Origin of the sequence: Streptomyces sp. NPDC092045 (assembly GCF_044756005.1) — a bacterium.
Lineage (GTDB): Bacteria > Actinomycetota > Actinomycetes > Streptomycetales > Streptomycetaceae > Streptomyces.
Genome location: NZ_JBIVSC010000014.1, coordinates 100,451 through 117,529, shown reverse-complemented (window position 1 = coordinate 117,529; position 17,079 = coordinate 100,451). Strand labels below are relative to the sequence as shown.

The following is a 17,079-nucleotide window of genomic DNA, read 5'->3' as shown; positions in this document are numbered from 1 at the left end:
TACCCCGCCCGCACGCCCCCCGAGGAACCGCCATGGCTCTCACCAGCGACCCACCGGCCGAACCGCTGACGAAGGAACCGGCCGCCCCCGCCGCACCGGCCGCCCCCGACCTCGTGGTCGTCCCCGTCCGCCACCCCTGGCGCTGGGTGGCCGTCGCCGCCACCGCCGTCCTGCTCGCGCAGTTCGCCCACGGGCTCGTCACCAACCCCGGCTGGGAGTGGGACGTCTTCGCCGCGTTCTTCACCACCGAGACGATCCTCAAGGCGGTCTGGGTCACCCTCCAGCTCACCTTCCACGGCACCGCCCTCGGCTTCGCGATCGGCATCGTGGTCGCCTTCATGCGGCTGTCGGCCAGCCCCTTCCTGCGCTCGGTCGCCTTCGGCTACATCTGGGCCTTCCGCTCCATCCCGCTCATCGTCCAGCTCCTCTTCTGGTTCAACCTCGCCTACCTCTACAAGGAGCTGAGCATCGGCGTCCCCTTCGGGCCGAGCTTCTTCTCCTTCGACACGATGGGCCTGGTCGGCGAGATGAGCGCCGCCGTCCTCGGACTCGCCCTGCACCAGGCGGCCTACGCGGCCGAGATCGTCCGAGGGGGCGTACTCGCCGTGGACGAGGGCCAGTTGGAGGCGGCGGCCTCCCTCGGCATCCCCAAGCTCCGGCAGGTGCGCCGGATCGTCCTGCCGCAGGCGATGCGCTCCATCCTGCCCAACGCCGCCAACGAGGTCATCTCCCTCTTCAAGGGCACCTCGATCGTCTCGGTCATGGCGATCGGCGAGCTCTTCTACCAGGTCCAGGTCGTCTACGGCCGCAACGGGCGGGTCGTCCCGCTCCTGATGGTCGCCACCGCCTGGTACATCCTGCTCACCACCGCGCTCTCCGTCGTCCAGCACTACGTCGAACGCCACTACGCGAAGGGGAGCACCCGATGAGCTCCGCCACCACCGTCGAGAAGACCCCCGCCGGCACCACCGCCAAGGTCGAGATCCGGGCCGTCCACAAGCACTTCGGCCCCCTGCACGTGCTGCGCGGCATCGACCTCGACGTGCGGGCCGGCGAGGTCACCGTCGTCCTCGGCCCCTCCGGCTCCGGCAAGTCCACCCTGCTGCGGACCATCAACCACCTGGAGAAGGTCGACGGCGGCACGGTCAGCGTGGACGGCGTCCTCGTCGGCTACCGGCGCTCCGGGAACAAGCTCTACGAGCTGCGCGAGCGCGAGATCCTCAAGCAGCGCACCCGGATCGGCTTCGTCTTCCAGAACTTCCACCTCTTCCCGCACCTGACCGTCCTGGAGAACGTCGTCGAGGCCCCCGTCTCGGCCCTCAAGCGCCCCCGCAAGGAGGCCGAGGCCGCGGCCCGCGCGCTCCTCGAACGCGTCGGGCTCGCCGACAAGGCGGAGTCGTACCCCAAGCAGCTCTCCGGCGGACAGCAGCAGCGGGTCGCCATCGCCCGCGCGCTCGCCCTCGAACCGGGCCTGCTCCTCTTCGACGAGCCGACCTCCGCGCTCGACCCCGAGCTGGTCGGCGAGGTCCTCGACGTCATCAAGGACCTGGCCGCCACCGGCACCACCATGATCGTCGTCACCCACGAGATCGGCTTCGCCCGCGAGGTCGCCGACACCGTGGTCTTCATGGACGAGGGCCGGATCGTCGAACAGGGCCCGCCGGCCGAGGTGCTGGACAGCCCGCGCCACGAGCGCACCCGCGCCTTCCTCTCCAAGGTCCTCTGACCCGCCCGTCCCCTCCTCTTCCCTCCCCGCCCGTCCCCTCCCCTCCCTCGCCTCCCGACAGGAGCACCGCCATGAAGTCCCGCCGTACCCTCCTCACCGCCCTCGCCTCGCTCGCCGCCCTCGGCGTCCTCACCGCCTGCGGCTCGGGCGAAGCCGCCGTCAACGAGGTCAAGCCCGAGGGCAAGAAGGGTCACGGCATCAACCTGGGCCCGGAGCAGAACCGCGTCCACACCGCCAAGGTCGACGCCATCGCCGCCAAGCTCCCCCCGGCCGTACGGGAGAGAGGCACGCTCGTCCTCGGCGTCTCCGCGTCCAGCAATCCGCCGCTCGCCTTCCGCGCCACCGACGACAAGACCCTGATCGGCGTCGAGGTCGACATCGCCACCCTGGTCGCCGACGCCCTCGGCCTGAAGCCCGAGTTCAACGCCGTCTCGTGGGAGAACCTCTTCGTCGGCCTGGACAGCGGCAAGTACGACGGCGTCTTCTCCAACGTCACCGTCACCGAGGAGCGCAAGGACAAGTACGACTTCGCCACCTACCGCCTGGACGACCTGGCCTTCGAGGCCAAGAAGGGCTCCGGCTGGACGGTGAAGGGGCCCGAGGACGTGGCCGGGAAGGCGATCGCGGTCGGCTCCGGCACCAACCAGGAGAAGATCCTCGTCGACTGGTCCGCGCGGAACGAGAAGGCCGGGCGCGAGCCGGTCGACATCAAGTACTACCAGAACACCTCCGACTACTACCTGGCGCTCCAGTCCGGCCGGATCGACGCCTACCTCGGCCCCAACCCCGTCGCCGCCTACCACGTGCTCTCCTCCGGGCAGACGGAGGTCGTCGGCAAGTTCTCCGGGGCGGGCGCCGGGCTCCAGGGCAAGATCGCGGCCACCACGAAGAAGGACAGCGGACTCGTCGCCGCCTACGCCGCCGCGCTCGACCACGTCATCCGGAACGGCACCTACGCCGAGGTCCTCAAGCGCTGGGGCCTCGACGGCGAGTCCGTCCCCAGGTCGGAGATCAACCCGCCCGGCCTGCCCCGCACCGAGAACTGACCCGCACCGAAAGAACCGCGACGGGGCCGGTCCGCCCGGCCCCGCGCGCACCCTCCCGAGAGAGACCGCATGACCAGCAGCCGACCGCTCCACCTCGCCGCCGAGCTCGCCCCGGGCTCCGGCCGGGCCGACCCGGGCCCGCACACCGCCGCGCGCACGGTCGCGCTCGCCCGCCTCGCCGAGGCCGCCGGGCTCGACTTCCTCACCCACGACGACTCCTTCGCCCGGCCCGGCCTCGACGCGCTCGCCGTCCTCGCCCGGGTCGCCCCGGAGACCCGCTCCGTCGGCCTCGTGCCGACCGTGACCACCACCCACACCGAGCCCTTCCACGTCCAGGCCGCCGTCGCCACCCTCGACTGGGTGAGCCGGGGCCGGGCGGGCTGGCGGATCGACGTCTCCCCGACCGGCGCCGAGGCCCGGCTCTTCGGCCGCCGTCCGGCCCCGCCCACCGCCGAGCTCTGGCAGGAGGCCGGCGAGGTCGCCGAGGTCTCCCGCCGACTGTGGGACAGCTGGGAGGACGACGCCGAGATACGGGACGTGGCCACCGGGCGGTTCGTCGACCGCCACAAGCTCCACCACGTGAACTTCCAAGGCGCCACCTTCTCGGTCAAGGGCCCCTCGATCGTCCCCCGGCCCCCGCAGGGCAACCCGGTGACCGTCGTCGACGCCACCCGCCCCGCCGCCCGGGAGACCGCCGCCCACCACGCCGACGTGGTCCTGGTCGAGGCCGCCGCCCCCGAGGAGGCCGCCGCGCTCCGCGCCGAACTGCACCGGGCCGCCCGCGCCCACGGCCGCGACCCCGGGCAGCTGCGCGTCCTGCTCTCGCTGACCGTCGACACCGACGCGTACGAGGGCGGGCCCGGTGCGCTCGCCGGGCTGATCGCGGACTGGCACGGGGGCGGGGCCGTCGACGGCTTCCACCTCGTCCCGGCCGTCCCGGAGCGGGACCTGGAGCGGTTCACCGCCGTGACCGTGCCCCTGCTCGCCGACCGGGGCCTCTTCCGCACGTCCTACGGGGGCGCCACCCTCCGCGACCACCTGGGCCTGGACCGCCCCGAGAGCCGGTACGCCGCCGGCGCGCGCGTCAGGACGGGGGCGGACGCATGAGCACGCGGGAGCCCCGCAGGCAGATCCACCTCGCCGCGCACTTCCCCGGCGTCAACTCGACCACCGTCTGGGCCGATCCGCGCTCCGGCTCGCAGATCGACTTCTCCTCCTTCGAGCACCTCGCCAGGACCGCCGAGCGCGGGCTCTTCGACTTCTTCTTCCTGGCCGAGGGGCTGCGGCTGCGCGAACACGCGGGACGCATCCACGACCTCGACGTCGTCGGCCGGCCCGAGTCGATCACCGTCCTGAACGCGCTGGCCGCCGTCACCGACCGGCTCGGCCTGGCCGCCACGGTCAACGCCACCTTCAACGAGCCCTACGAACTGGCCCGGCGGCTCGCCTCGCTCGACCACCTCAGCGCGGGCCGGGCCGCCTGGAACGTGGTCACCTCCTCGGACGCCTTCACCGGCGAGAACTTCCGGCGCGGCGGCTACCTGGACCGGGCCGACCGGTACACGAGGGCGGCCGAGTTCCTCGCCACCGCCCGGGAGCTGTGGGACTCCTGGACCCCGGAGGGCGCCCCGAAGCCCTTCGCGCACAGCGGGCCGCAGTTCCGGATCGACGGCGGGTTCACCGTCCCGCGCTCCCCCCAGGGACACCCGGTCGTCATCCAGGCCGGGGACTCGCCCGAGGGCCGGGAGTTCGCCGCCTCCGGCGCCGACGTGATCTTCACCCGCCACTCCACCCTGGAAGCGGGCCGCGAGTTCTACGCCGACGTCAAGGGCCGGCTCGCCCGCTACGGCAGGGAGCCCGGCGACCTGAAGATCATGCCGGGCGTGACGTACGTCCTCGGCGACACCGACGCCGACGCGCGGGAGCGGGCCTCCGAGATCCGCCGGCAGCAGGTCTCCCCGCAGAACGCGATCCTCGCCCTGGAGCAGGTCTGGGGCCGCGACCTGTCCGCCTACGACCCCGACGGGCCGCTGCCGGACGTCGACCCCGACCCGGACTCGACGCTCGTGCAGGGCAGGGTGCGGGTCGCCGACCCGGTCGGCGTCGCCCGGAAGTGGCGGGCGCTCTCCGAGGCCCGGGGCCTGTCGATCCGGGAGACCGTCATCGAGTCGACCGGCCGCCAGTCGTTCATCGGCGCTCCCGGGACGGTCGCGGCGGCCCTGGAGGAGTTCGTCGCCACGGAAGCCGCCGACGGCTTCATCCTCGTCCCGCACCTCACCCCCGGCGGCCTCGACGACTTCGTCGACCGGGTCGTCCCCCTGCTCCAGGAGCGCGGGGTCTTCCGCACGGAGTACGCCGGCACGACGCTCCGCTCCCACCTCGGGCTCCCGAGCCCGCACGAAAGGGTCGAAAAGGCATGAGCACGGATCCACGGCAGGACTGGCGGGAGTGGCACGAGGCGCGCGAGGCCTCGGCCTCCTCCCCGTACGGACCGCTCTCCCTCACGGGCAACCACTGGCTCTCGGACCACTCGGAGGGGCGAATTCCGGCCGTTCCGGGGGAGTGGCGGGCGGACGGCGACGAGGTGGTCCTGACGGCGGCCGACGCGGACGGCCTCACCGTCGACGGAAAACCGTTCACCGGCACCGTCCGGCTCGCCGCCGACCCGGGGCCCGCCGAGGAGTCCCGGGTCGCGGCGGCCGGGCGGCGGATCGTGGTGCTGCGGCGCGAGGGCGAGTGGGCCGTACGGGACTTCGACCCCGACGCGGAGACGCGCCGCGCCTTCCGGGGCATCGAGGCCACCCCCTATGACGAGCGCTGGGCGGTGCCCGGTGTCTTCCGCCCGTACGGCGAGACGCGCAGCGTGCGGGTCGAGAACGCCGACGGCCGGGAGCGGGGCCTCGCCCTCGCCGGCGAGCTGGTCTTCGAGCTGGACGGCGCCGAGCGCGTGCTCCAGGCGGCCGTCGAGGAGGGCGGCTCCCTGTGGGTGGTCTTCGCGGACGCCACCAGCGGCCGGGACAGCCACCGCTTCCGCTTCCTGAAGCCCCCGGCCCCGGCGGCGGACGGCACGGTGACGGTGGACTTCAACCGGGCGCTGCTGCCGCCGTGCGCCTTCGCCGACCACTTCCTCTGCCCGTTCCCGCCGCCGGGGAACACCCTCGACGTCGCCGTCCCGGCGGGGGAGCGGCGCCTCGCGCGGGACTGACCCCCAAACCTCCCCGTGGTGCTCGGTAGTTGACGGCTGTACGGCCGAAAGGCGCCCTTGCGGCGTGAAGTCGTACGGCCGGAGACTCCCCCACAGCGCCGGCCTCCGGGCCGCGCCTCACGGGCCCGACCCCCCACGGCGGGCCCCCGATTCCCCTCGGGAGGAACGAGAAGTGAGGACCATGCGCACCACCCCCACGAGAAGGATGCGGCTGCTCGCCGTCACCGCCGGCCTCGCCGCCGCCGCGGCGCTCGCCGTCCCCGCCGCGAACGCCGACTCCGCCGCGACCGCGGGCGCCTACGGCGCCGCCGCCCTCGCGGCGACCGGCGACGCCGTCCGCGCCGCCGACGTGGCCGGCACGGCCTGGCACGTCGACACCGCCACCGGCAGGCTCGTCGTCACCGCCGACTCCACCGTCAGCGCGGCGGAGATCGCGAGGATCAAGCAGCGCGCCGGGGCCAACGCCGCCGCCATCAAGGTCGAACGGACCCCGGGCCGCTTCAGCAAGCTGATATCCGGCGGGGACGCCATCTACGCCGACGCCGGCTGGCGCTGCTCGCTGGGCTTCAACGTCCGCGACAGCGCGGGCGCCTACTACTTCCTGACCGCCGGGCACTGCACCGACGGCGCCCGCACCTGGTACGCCAACTCCGCCAAGACCACCGTCCTCGGGACCACCGCCGGGTCCAGCTTCCCGGGCAACGACTACGGCCTGGTCCGCTACACCAACGACTCCATCACCAAGACCGGCGGCGTCGGCAGCGTGGACATCACCAGCGCCGGCAACGCCACGGTCGGCCTGTCGGTCACCCGCCGGGGCTCCACCACCGGCACCCACAGCGGCAGCGTGACGGGCCTCAACGCCACCGTGAACTACGGCGGCGGCGACATCGTCTCCGGTCTGATCCGCACGAACGTCTGCGCCGAGCCCGGCGACTCCGGGGGCCCGCTCTACTCGGGCAGCCGGGCCATCGGCCTCACCTCGGGCGGCAGCGGCAACTGCTCCTCGGGCGGCACGACCTTCTTCCAGCCCGTGACGGAGGCGCTGAGCGCGTACGGGGTGAACGTGTACTGATCCGGACCGCGCCGGGGGCGAGCCGCCCCGACGCGAGGACGAGAGGGCCCCGGTACTCCCGTGCCGGGGCCCTTCCGCGTCCCGGTCGCGCTCCGGCCGCGACGCCGTGCCCAACTCCCGCATTATCAGATGGTCATGACGGCGCATCACTTTTTACCGACGCGTAACTTCCCAGTCGTGGCTACCCGTGCGTAGCTTGGCTGAAGCGCATCCCCACTTGTGGTCCGGACCGCAGGGCGTAGCACCCCACCTTTCCCCTTGAGCCGCAAGGAGATCGCCCGATGCTGCCCTGGAAGCACGCCGTCAGAGCGCTGTCCGTCCTGCTGCTGACCGCCGCCGCCGCCCTCGCCCCCACCGCCGCCTCCGCCGCCCCCGACCGGGCCGGGACCGTCGCCGCCGCGCCCAGCCGTGGCTGGAACGACTTCTCCTGCAAGCCCTCCGCCGCGCACCCGCGCCCCGTCGTCCTCGTCCACGGCACCTTCGGCAACTCCGTCGACAACTGGCTCGGCCTCGCGCCGTACCTCGTCAACCGCGGGTACTGCGTCTTCTCGCTCGACTACGGGCAGCTCCCCGGCGTGCCCTTCTTCCACGGCCTCGGTCCCGTCGAGGCCTCCGCCGGGCAGCTCGCCACCTACGTCGACCGGGTCCTCGCCGCCACCGGCGCCCCCGAGGCCGACCTCGTCGGGCACTCGCAGGGCGGCATGATGCCCCGCTGGTACCTGAAGTTCCTCGGCGGGGCCGACAAGGTGAACGCGCTCGTCGGCATCGCCCCGAACAGCCACGGCACCACCCTGCTCGGCCTCACCAGGCTCCTGCCGTACTTCCCCGGGGTCGAGGACTTCATCGACTCCCACACCCCGGGCCTCGCCGACCAGGTCGCCGGCTCGCCCTTCGTCACCAAGCTCAACCAGGGCGGCGACACCGTGCCGGGGGTCCGCTACCACGTCATCGCGACCCAGTACGACGAGGTCGTCACGCCGTACCGCTCGCAGTTCCTGAGCGGCCCGAATGTCACCAACGTCCTCATCCAGGACAAGTGCGCGCTCGACCTCTCCGAGCACGTGGCGATCGGCACGGTGGACCGGGTCACCTTCCACGAGGTCGCCAACGCCCTCGACCCGGCCCGCGCGACCCCGACCACCTGCCTCTCCGCGGTCGGCTAGCACGGCGGCCGGGGCCCCCGGGGCCCCGGCCGTGTCCTCCTTCGCTCCGTCGGCCCAACGGAAACGCCCTCTGATGGCGCAATACCACGAAATGGGCGCTAGATGTCATCAGGTGTGCGTTTCTGGCACATCGCGAGACAGTCATGGTGGGCGTCCCGAAGGCGTCCACGAACGGAGCTTGTGACATGACCACCGAACTGCCCCAGATCCAGACCACCGAGGACGGCGCGGAAGCGGGAGCGGAAACGGAAGCGGAGATACGACCCCCCACGGACCACACGGCGGAGCCGCCGACGGCCCGGGAAGCCACGGCCGGCTGGGAGAGCCCGTTCGCCGAGGAGACCCCGGCCGCCGGAGACACCCCGTTCGCCGAGCAGGCCCCGGCCCCCGGGGAGCCCCCGCTCGCCGCGGAGGTCCCGGCCGTGGAGAAGGCCTCATCGGCCGCGGAGGTCCCGGCCCCCGAGGAGACCGCGCCCGCCGCGGAGGTCCCGGCCGTCGAGCACGTCCCGGAGGCCGGGGAGACCCCGGCCGCGCAGGAGGCCCCGGACCAGGACGAGAGCGGCGACGAGGCGGTCCGCACGCTCCTGACCACCGCGGCGACCGAGCGCCCGGTGGAGGAGGTCGCCGCGCTCGTGGCCCGGCTCCAGGAGACCGGCGAACTCTCCAGCCCCGCGGACGTGGCGCTCCGCGCGGCCGCGGTCACCCGCCCCCTGGACGAGGTGCGGGAGCTGATCGCCCTGCTGAACGCCTCGGGCTACGACCTCCACGAGGCGGAGACCACGCTGCGCGCCGCGGCGGTGGGCCGGCCGATCGAGGACGTGGTACGGCTCGTCGGCATCCTCGGCACCGAGGACCCGGCCCCGGCGGCCACCCGCCCCGCCGCCACCGCTCCCGCCGCCCCGAAGCGCCCCCGGTCCGCGGCCGAGGGGACCAGGTCGCACCTGGACCGCGCGCTGGCCGTGGGGCCCGGCAGCCACAGCACCTCCCCGGCGCTGCGGTCGGTGCTGCGCTGGCCGGCGGCGCTCGCCCTGGTCGCCTGCGGCCTCGTCCATCTGCCGACGGACCTCACGGGCCTGCGCTCGGGCGGCGACACGGAGACGCTGTCCGTGGTCGTCACCGTGCTCTGCCTGGTGGGCGCCGCGTGGCTCGCGACACGGGACACCCTGGTGGCCTGGGCCGCCGCCGCGGGCCTCGGCGTCGCCGTCATCGCGCTCCACGGAGTCGCGACCGCCCGCGCCGTCGACCTGCTGGGCGGCAGCCTCGGCGCCACGTCCGCCTGGGCGAAGGCGCTGGCCCTGCTGGGCGCCGTGGCCGTCGTCGCCCTGGCGGCCTCGGCCGTGGTCCACCACACGAAGGCGGCCGGCGCGCCGGACAACGCCTGACGCACCGGCGCCGGGGGGCCGCCTCCGCTCGGACGGCCCCGTGCCGTCCGAGCGGACGGGCGTCAGGCCCGGCGGCGCCGGGCGGCCCCGAAGAGCACGGCCGCGCCGACCGCGAGCACGGCGGCGCCGCCGATCGCGAGGTACGGGGTGCTGGAGTCGCCGCCCGTCTCGGCCAGTTCCACCCCGGAGCCGGACGTGCCGGCGGGGGCGGGCGCGTTGGGCCCGGCCGGGGCCGCGGGCGCCGGGGAGGACGACGCGGGGGCCGCGGAGGGAGCCGTCGTGCCCTCGCCGCCCTCGCCGCCCTTGCTCCCGGCGCCCGTGTCCCCGGCGCCGGTCGCCGGGTCGTCGTCCCCGTGCCCGCCGTGCTCGACCGAGGAGTGGTCCGCGCCGTCCTCGATCTGCTGCTCGGTGGGCGCGGAGGCGCTCGGCGCCGGAGAAGAGCCGCTGCCCTGCCCGAACACCACGTCGGAGCAGGTGTAGAAGGCCTCGGGCGAGTCGGAGCGCTGCCAGATCGAGTAGATCAGGTGGCGCCCGGACTTCTTCGGCACGGTGCCCCGGAAGACGTAGTCGCCGTTCTGCATCCCCGGGTCGGTCACCGTCAGGAACGGCTTCGCCTCCAGGTCCGACCACGTGAGCGGCTTCGACGGGTCGTAGCCGTCCTTCGTCACGTACAGCTCGAACGAACCCCGGTGCGGCGCGGTCCCCTTGTAGTGGAAGGTGTGCGACCCGGAGGTCAGTCTGCTCGCCGGCCAGTCGGCCCGCGCCAGGTCGAGGCCGCGGTACTTGTCGTTGCCCGCGCTGCACAGCTTGCCGTCCGGGATCAGCTGCCGGTGCTGCCCGGCGGCGTTCGCGATGTTCACCGCGTTCCAGTCGTAGAACGCCTGCGTGCCGCTCGCCGCCACCGCCGCCTTGCAGGCCGCCGACTTCGGGGACTCCGGCCCCTCCGCGTAACAGGCCGAGACCCGGCTCACCGGATCCGTCATCGACCCGTGCGCGGACGCGGGGGCCGCCGAGAGCCCCGACAGGGCCAGCACGGTACCGGCGGTGACGACTGCGGCCGAACGGCGAGAGGTCATGGGAGGACAGCTCCTTCACGAGGGCGAACGTGGGGGGTTGCCCAGCAAGCTAGCCGCCCGCGACCGCGAAGAAGCCCGCGGGAAGGAGGAGACGGGCATCCTTAGGGCCCCTTTAAGGAGCCACTAAGCGACGCCTGAGGAACCGGCCCGGCACCGTCCCGGACGGTCCCTCGCGGGAGTGCCGTCAGCCCAGCCGCCGGTAGCGCCGTTCCGGTCGGCCCGTGCCGCCGTAGCGGAGGGTGACCTCCGCGCGGCCCGTCTCCGCGAAGTACTCCAGGTAGCGGCGGGCGCTCACCCGGGACAGGGAGCCCGCCTCGGCGCACTCCGCCGCCGAGAGGCCCTCCGGGTGGGCGCGCAGGACCGAGTCGACCAGTTCGGCGGTGGGGGCGGCGAGGCCCTTGGGGAGTGCGCGGGAGCCGCGCGGACGGGCGCCGAAGATCTGGTCGACGTCCTCCTGCCGCGCCTCGTCCAAGTCGTCGAGGCGGCTGCGCAGCGAGGCCACGTGCCGCAGCTGCTCGTGCAGCGCCTCCTGGCTGAACGGCTTGATCAGGTAGTGCAGCGCCCCGGCCCGCAATGCCGAGCGGATCGTCCCCGCGTCCCGCGCCGCCGTGATGAAGAGCGCGTCCGCGCCGTGCCCCGCCGCCCGCAGCTCCCGCAGCACCCGGACGCCGTCCATGTCGGGCAGGAACACGTCGAGCAGCACCAGGTCGGGCCGCAGCCGCTCGGCCGCCCGCAGCGCCTCGGCGCCGCTGTGCGCGACCCCGGCCACCGTGAAGCCCGCCACCGCCGAGACGTACCGGCAGTGCAGCTTGGCGACCATGAAGTCGTCGTCGACCACCAGCACCCTCGTCACGCCGACCCACGCTAAGTGCCGACCACAACGACCACAACGTCCGTTGGTTGCGGAAGAGAGACAGCTTCTTCACGCGCGGGCAACATGTGGGCCACCTCACACCCCTTTTTCCCTCCTACCTGAGAGGCGGCACACGTGCGGTTGCGCACCCCCTTCGCCCTCCTCGGAGCGGCGCTGCTCGTGCTGGTGGGTCCACCGCTGCTGACCCCGGGCAGCGGCTCCGACACCGGCACGCGGATCCCCGGCCTGCGCCTCATGGTCCCCAACACCCCCGGCGGCGGCTACGACATCACCGCCCGCACCGTCGCCGAGAACGCCGAGGAGGCCGGACTCACCGGCGACGTCGAGGTCTTCAACCTGCCCGGCGCGGGCGGCACCGTCGGCCTCACCCGGCTCGTCGGCGAACGCGGCAACGGACGCCTCGCCCTGTCCATGGGCCTCGGCGTCGTCGGCGCCCTCCACACCAACAAGACCCCGATCACCCTCGCCGACACCACCCCGATCGCCCGGCTCACCGAGGAGCAGGACATCGTCGTGGTCGGCAAGGACTCCCCGTACAGGACGATCGGGGACCTGCTCGCGGCCTGGAAGAAGGACCCCGGCAAGCTGCCCGTCGGCGGCGGCTCCTCGCCCGGCGGACCCGACCACCTCGCCCCCATGCTGATGGCCCGCGCCGCCGGCATGGCCCCCGGGGACGTCAACTACGTCCCCTTCGACGGCGGCGGCGAACTCCTCGCCTCCATCCTCGGGAACAAGGTCGCCTTCGGCGTCTCCGGCGTCGGCGAGTACCTCGACCAGATCGAGGCCGGCGAACTGCGCCTGCTCGCCGTCACCGGCCCGAAGCGCGTCCCCGGCCTCGACGCCCCCACCCTCCGCGAGGCGGGACTCGACACCGAGTTCACCAACTGGCGCGGCATCGTCGCCCCGCCCGGCCTCTCCGACGCCGAGCGCGACAAGCTCGTCGCCCTCGTCACCGCCCTGCACGGCTCCCCGCAGTGGCGCGAGTCGATGAGGACCCACGGCTGGGACGACGCCTTCCTCCCCGGCGAGCGCTTCGGCGCCTTCCTCACCGAGCAGGACCGGCGCGTCGCCTCCGTGCTGAAGGAGCTGGGACTGTGAAGCGGACCGTCCCCACAAAGCCGACCGTCCCCACGAAACCGACCGTCCCCACCTGGCTGCGCGGGCGTTCCGAACTCGGCGTCGGAGTACTCCTCTTCCTCCTCGGCGTCCTCGTCCTCACCGACGCCCTCACCCTCGACGACACCGTCACCGGCCGCGGCCCGGTCGGCCCCGCCACCGTGCCCCTCGTCGTCGGCTGCGGCCTCCTCGTCGTCTCCGTCCTGCTCACCGCCGACGTCCTGCGCGGCGGTCGCGGCGAGGCCGAGACCGGCGAGGACGTCGACCTGACCGAACCCGCCGACCGGCGCACCGTCCTCCTCCTGGCCGGCGCCTTCCTCGGCTTCGCCGTCCTCATCGGCCCCGTCGGCTTCCCCGTCGCCGGCGCCCTCCTCTTCTGGGGCGCCGCCCACGCCCTCGGCAGCCGCCACATCCCCCGCGACCCGCTGATCGCGGCCGGCCTGTCGCTCCTCACCTACGCCGTCTTCGACAAGCTGCTCGGCGTCCCGCTGCCCGGCGGCCCGCTGATGGGAGTGATCTGACCCGTGGGTTCCCTGAACTCCCTCCTCGACGGCTTCGGGACCGCCCTCACCCCGATGAACCTGCTCTGGGCCGTCCTCGGCGTGCTCCTCGGCACCGCCATCGGCGTCCTGCCCGGCATCGGCCCCGCCATGGCCGTCGCCCTGCTGCTCCCGGTGACCTACGGACTCGATCCGACCGGCGCCTTCATCATGTTCGCCGGCATCTACTACGGCGCCATGTTCGGCGGCTCCACCACCTCCATCCTGCTCAACACCCCCGGCGAGAGCGCGGCCGTCGTCGCCGCCATCGAGGGCAACCCGATGGCCAAGGCCGGCCGGGGCGCGCAGGCGCTCGCCGCCGCGGCCGTCGGCCACTTCGCCGGCGGCATGATCGGCACGATCCTGCTCGTCGTCCTCGCCCCGACCGTCGCCGCGCTCGCCGTCGACATCGGAGCCCCCGACTACCTCGCCCTCATGGTCCTCGCCTTCATCGCGGTGACCTCCGTCCTCGGCTCCTCCCGCGTCCGCGGCCTCGCCTCCCTGCTGATCGGCCTCACCATCGGCCTGGTCGGCCTGGACCCGATGACCGGACAGCAGCGCCTCACCTTCGGCTCGCTCCAGCTCGCCGACGGCGTGGACGTCGTCATCGTCGCGGTCGGCCTCTTCGCCATCGGCGAGGCCCTGTGGGTCGCCGCCCACCTGCGCCGCACGGCGGGCGAGGCCATCCCGGTCGGCCGCCCCTGGCTGGGCCGGGAGGACGTGAAGCGCACCTGGAAGCCCTGGCTGCGCGGCCCGTTCATCGGCTTCCCCTTCGGGGCGATCCCGGCCGGCGGCGCCGAGATCCCGACCTTCCTCTCGTACGTCATGGAGAAGCGGCTCTCGAAGCACGAGGACCAGTTCGGCAAGGGCGCCGTCGAGGGCGTCGCCGGACCCGAGGCGGCGGCCTCCGCCTCCGCCGCCGGCACGCTCGTCTCCATGCTGACCCTCGGCCTGCCCACGACCGCCGTCGCCGCCGTGATGCTGGCCGCGTTCCAGCAGTACGGCATCCAGCCCGGCCCGCTCCTCTTCGAGCGGGAGCCCGAGCTCGTGTGGGGCCTGATCGCCTCGCTCTTCGTCGGCATGGTGCTGCTGCTCGCGCTCAACCTGCCGCTCGCCCCCGTCTGGGCCAAGCTGCTGCGCATCCCCCGCCCGTACCTCTACGCCGGCATCCTCTTCTTCGCCGCCGTCGGGGCGTACGCGGTGGGCGGCGAGGCGCTCGACCTGGTCGTCCTGCTCGTCATCGGCCTGATCGGCCTCGGGATGCGCCGCTACGGCCTGCCGGTGCTGCCCGCCGTCATCGGCGTCATCCTCGGCCCGGCCGCCGAACAGCAGCTGCGCCGCGCCCTCCAGATCAGCGACGGCTCCCCGGCCGGGCTCGTGAACACCCCGTTCTCGATCACCGTCTACGCGGTCGTCGCCCTCCTGCTCGCCTGGCCGCTCCTGCGGCGGGCGTTCCCCCGGCGCACGGCCCCCGCCCCACCGAAGGGATGAACTTCGGCCATCTGACGGCCGGATCCGGGTATCCCTGGCGGGCAGTACCATCCCCCACCCCCGAAGGGACCCCCTCATGCGCGTCCGGCTCGTTCTTGCCGCAGCCGCCCTGCTCACCGCCGCCGTCGCCCCCCTCGCCCACGCGGGAGGGGCCGACGGCCACCACGCCGCCGACCGGCCCGCCGGGAGCCAGGTCCGCGACGGCCTCTTCACCAACGGCCTCTTCGTCGACGCGTACGGAACCGTCGCCGACGACAGCACCGTCACCCTCTCCGGCACCTACCGGTGCCTCGACGACGGCGCGGGCCCCGTCTTCGTCAGCTCCACCCTCGTCCAGGGCGACCGCTCCACCGGCATCGGCGGCACCCGGGCCGTCTGCGACGGACACCTCCACACCTGGACCAACCGCTCCGTGGTGAAGGACCCCGCCTACGTCCCCGGCGCCGCCCGCGTGGAGGCCACCCTCCTCCAGCTCAGCGGGACGGGCCTGCCGCTGCCCCGCTTCCTCGTCACCGAGAAGGCGGACGTCGAGCTGCGCTGACACCCCTAGGGAGTGGCCAGCAGGCCGATCAGACCGTCACGGCCGAGTGCCTCCAGCTCGTCGAGGGCGGCCACGGCCCGGTCCGCCGCCTCCGGATCGGAGGCGGCGAGACCGCTCGCCGCGAACTCGTCCTCGTCGAGCCGCAGCACCTCGCCGCCGTCCGCCGACACCCACAGGTCCAGGTCCAGGTCCTCGACCACCACCCCGGAGCCGCCGATCACCGGCGGCCGGGTGACGTCGCAGTACCAGCCCTTGAGGACGCCGTCGGCGGACCGCACCTCCTTGACCGTGAACCAGCGGTCCCGCCAGTAGTGTTCCACGAACACGTCGCCCGGCTCGAACCGCACGAAGCCGAAGTCCCGCACCCCCTCGGCCGCCCACGGCGCGCGCACCGAGAGCCGGCCGGGCCCCTCCGCGAGCACCTCGGCCGGATAGCGGATCTTCGTCCGGCCCGCCTTCGTCAGGACGACCTCAACCGAGCGTCCGGACATGCCGCACCTCCGTCGCCACGATCTCGTAGCCGAACCACTCGTTGATCGCCAGCATCGGCCCGTTGCCCGCGTCGTTCCCGGTGAACGCCTCCGTGCAGCCCGCCTCCCGGGCCCGGTGCAGGGCCGCGTTCTTCACCAGCTTGGCGAGCCCACGGCCCCGGAAGGCCGGCGCCGTGCCCGTCATCCCCGTGCCGTACCGGCCCAGTCCGTCGGTCTGCGCCGCGCTGAACGCGGCGGGCACCCCGTCCACCACCGCCACCGTCGTCAGCGACCGGTCCAGGAGGGGATGGTTCCAGGTGGTCTCCAGCCAGTGCGCGTAGTCGTCCATCTCGACCGACACGTCGCCCGGCTCGTCGGCGGTCGTCACCGCGTCCAGCTCGAACACCGGCCGCGGATCGTCCGCGAACTCCTCGGCCGGGAGCAGCTCGACACCGGCGGGCGGAGCCTGGAGCGGCGGCAGTTCGGCCCGCGTCAGGTCGAGCCGGAGGAAGTGGGCCGAGCGGCTGGGGGAGTACCCCCGCCGCTCCGCCCAGGCCCGGTGCTCCGGCGCGTCCAGGACCCAGCTGTAGAGGGTGCGCGCGCCGTGCGCGGCCAGGTGCTCCTCGGCGGCGCGCAGCAGCAGCGTCCCCGCGCCGAGGCCCTGGTGGGCGGGGTCCACGTACACGTTGACGGAGCCGATGCCCGGCTCCGGCGAGTCGTGGGCGATCCGGAGCTGGACGGTGCCGACGATCGCACCGTCCCCGGTCTCGGCGACGAGCGGGCGCGCGCGGCTCCCGGGATGGGCGTGCGCCCAGTCGAACAGGAACTGTTCGGCGGTCGCGAGCATGAAGGGGAGCGCGGCACGGCGGACGCGGGCGTAGCCCTCGGCGTCCCCGTCCCGCACGTCGCGGACGATCACAGTCATGTGGACGCACGCTACGGGCGGAGCCCGTACCGCCGCCTCCCCTTTTCCGGTGGGGTGGGGGCAGAATCGGCGGGTGACACTCACCATCGTCGTGGACCACGAATCCACCACCGCTCCCTACGAACAGCTGCGTGCCCAGATCTCGGAGCGGGCCCGCTCGGGCGGACTGCCGGTCGGCTACAAACTGCCGACGGTACGGGGACTCGCGGAGCAGCTGGGGCTCGCAGCGAACACGGTCGCCAAGGCGTACAAGGCGCTGGAGGCGGACGGGGTCATCGAGACGCGCGGGCGCCACGGGACCTTCGTCGCCGCCGCCGGGGACGCGGCGAGCCGCCGGGCCGCCAGCGCCGCCGCCCAGTACGCCGAGGAGGCCCGCCGCCTCGGCCTCAGCCGCGAGGCCGCCGAGGCGGCGATGAGCGAGGCCCTGCGGGCGGCGTACGACAGCTGACC

18 protein-coding genes are annotated in these 17,079 nt (G+C 73.8%); 14 read left to right on the top strand and 4 right to left on the bottom strand.

The genetic code is table 11. The annotated features are described in order from the left end of the window. The first annotated feature begins 32 nt into the window (after nt 1-32). The 9 genes from ACIQKA_RS25830 (at nt 33) to ACIQKA_RS25790 (ending at nt 9,597) form a co-directional block, all read left to right on the top strand. On the top strand, nt 33-929 hold the full coding sequence (locus ACIQKA_RS25830; protein WP_383434732.1) for an amino acid ABC transporter permease: 897 nt from the start codon (nt 33-35) through the stop codon (nt 927-929). Further along, nucleotides 926-1,726: an amino acid ABC transporter ATP-binding protein gene (locus ACIQKA_RS25825; protein ID WP_383153071.1), complete on the top strand. Its 801-nt coding sequence runs from the start codon at nt 926-928 to the stop codon at nt 1,724-1,726. Before ACIQKA_RS25830 ends, ACIQKA_RS25825 begins: the two co-directional genes overlap by 4 nt. 71 nt (nt 1,727-1,797) lie before the next feature. After that, a complete protein-coding gene (locus ACIQKA_RS25820) occupies nt 1,798-2,772 on the top strand; it encodes an ABC transporter substrate-binding protein (RefSeq protein WP_383434729.1) in 975 nt (324 codons plus the stop codon). Between the two features lie 69 nt (nt 2,773-2,841). Then, nucleotides 2,842-3,879, top strand: coding sequence for an LLM class flavin-dependent oxidoreductase (locus ACIQKA_RS25815; RefSeq protein ID WP_391095997.1), 1,038 nt, complete (start codon nt 2,842-2,844; stop codon nt 3,877-3,879). Further along, on the top strand, nt 3,876-5,192 hold the full coding sequence (locus ACIQKA_RS25810; protein WP_402542511.1) for an NtaA/DmoA family FMN-dependent monooxygenase: 1,317 nt from the start codon (nt 3,876-3,878) through the stop codon (nt 5,190-5,192). Before ACIQKA_RS25815 ends, ACIQKA_RS25810 begins: the two co-directional genes overlap by 4 nt. After that, entirely contained in the window at nt 5,189-5,977 is a 789-nt protein-coding gene (locus tag ACIQKA_RS25805) for a DUF1684 domain-containing protein (protein WP_391095999.1), read from the top strand. Before ACIQKA_RS25810 ends, ACIQKA_RS25805 begins: the two co-directional genes overlap by 4 nt. A gap of 181 nt (nt 5,978-6,158) precedes the next feature. Continuing rightward, nucleotides 6,159-7,052, top strand: a complete 894-nt coding sequence (locus tag ACIQKA_RS25800; RefSeq protein ID WP_390112120.1) for a S1 family peptidase — start codon at nt 6,159-6,161, stop codon at nt 7,050-7,052. A 281-nt stretch (nt 7,053-7,333) separates the two neighbouring features. Further along, a complete protein-coding gene (locus ACIQKA_RS25795; protein ID WP_402542509.1) occupies nt 7,334-8,215 on the top strand; it encodes an esterase/lipase family protein in 882 nt (293 codons plus the stop codon). Between the two features lie 185 nt (nt 8,216-8,400). Beyond that, nucleotides 8,401-9,597 (top strand): hypothetical protein, encoded by a 1,197-nt coding sequence (locus ACIQKA_RS25790; protein ID WP_402542507.1) that lies wholly within the window; start codon nt 8,401-8,403, stop codon nt 9,595-9,597. A 62-nt stretch (nt 9,598-9,659) separates the two neighbouring features. Here ACIQKA_RS25790 and ACIQKA_RS25785 read toward each other — a convergent pair whose 3' ends face one another. Both ACIQKA_RS25785 and ACIQKA_RS25780 read right to left on the bottom strand, forming a co-directional pair. Next, nucleotides 9,660-10,673, bottom strand: a complete 1,014-nt coding sequence (locus tag ACIQKA_RS25785) for a lytic polysaccharide monooxygenase (RefSeq protein ID WP_402542505.1) — start codon at nt 10,671-10,673, stop codon at nt 9,660-9,662. Nucleotides 10,674-10,857: 184 nt separating this feature from the next. Continuing rightward, on the bottom strand, nt 10,858-11,526 hold the full coding sequence (locus ACIQKA_RS25780; protein ID WP_383437324.1) for a response regulator: 669 nt from the start codon (nt 11,524-11,526) through the stop codon (nt 10,858-10,860). Nucleotides 11,527-11,661: 135 nt separating this feature from the next. Between ACIQKA_RS25780 and ACIQKA_RS25775 the strand changes: the two genes are divergently transcribed. The 4 genes from ACIQKA_RS25775 (at nt 11,662) to ACIQKA_RS25760 (ending at nt 15,234) form a co-directional block, all read left to right on the top strand. Continuing rightward, on the top strand, nt 11,662-12,645 hold the full coding sequence (locus ACIQKA_RS25775) for a Bug family tripartite tricarboxylate transporter substrate binding protein (RefSeq protein ID WP_383153091.1): 984 nt from the start codon (nt 11,662-11,664) through the stop codon (nt 12,643-12,645). Further along, nucleotides 12,642-13,184 (top strand): tripartite tricarboxylate transporter TctB family protein, encoded by a 543-nt coding sequence (locus ACIQKA_RS25770; RefSeq protein ID WP_391096009.1) that lies wholly within the window; start codon nt 12,642-12,644, stop codon nt 13,182-13,184. The genes ACIQKA_RS25775 and ACIQKA_RS25770 overlap by 4 nt, the downstream gene beginning before the upstream one ends. A gap of 3 nt (nt 13,185-13,187) precedes the next feature. Then, complete coding sequence (locus ACIQKA_RS25765) at nt 13,188-14,693, top strand: tripartite tricarboxylate transporter permease (protein ID WP_391096011.1); 1,506 nt, start codon at nt 13,188-13,190, stop codon at nt 14,691-14,693. Between the two features lie 76 nt (nt 14,694-14,769). Continuing rightward, a complete protein-coding gene (locus ACIQKA_RS25760) occupies nt 14,770-15,234 on the top strand; it encodes a DUF6299 family protein (protein WP_383153095.1) in 465 nt (154 codons plus the stop codon). Nucleotides 15,235-15,239: 5 nt separating this feature from the next. Here the strand turns inward: ACIQKA_RS25760 and ACIQKA_RS25755 are convergent, their stop codons facing one another. Next, nucleotides 15,240-15,725 carry a DUF402 domain-containing protein gene (locus ACIQKA_RS25755; RefSeq protein ID WP_383444988.1) on the bottom strand — a complete coding sequence of 162 codons (486 nt, stop codon included), beginning with the start codon at nt 15,723-15,725 and terminating at the stop codon, nt 15,240-15,242. Further along, nucleotides 15,706-16,629, bottom strand: a complete 924-nt coding sequence (locus ACIQKA_RS25750) for a GNAT family N-acetyltransferase (protein ID WP_383153099.1) — start codon at nt 16,627-16,629, stop codon at nt 15,706-15,708. The genes ACIQKA_RS25755 and ACIQKA_RS25750 overlap by 20 nt, the downstream gene beginning before the upstream one ends. Before the next feature lie 73 nt (nt 16,630-16,702). Here ACIQKA_RS25750 and ACIQKA_RS25745 point away from each other — a divergent pair, with 73 nt between their 5' ends. Next, nucleotides 16,703-17,077: a GntR family transcriptional regulator gene (locus ACIQKA_RS25745; RefSeq protein ID WP_383153101.1), complete on the top strand. Its 375-nt coding sequence runs from the start codon at nt 16,703-16,705 to the stop codon at nt 17,075-17,077. Nucleotides 17,078-17,079: the final 2 nt, after the last annotated feature.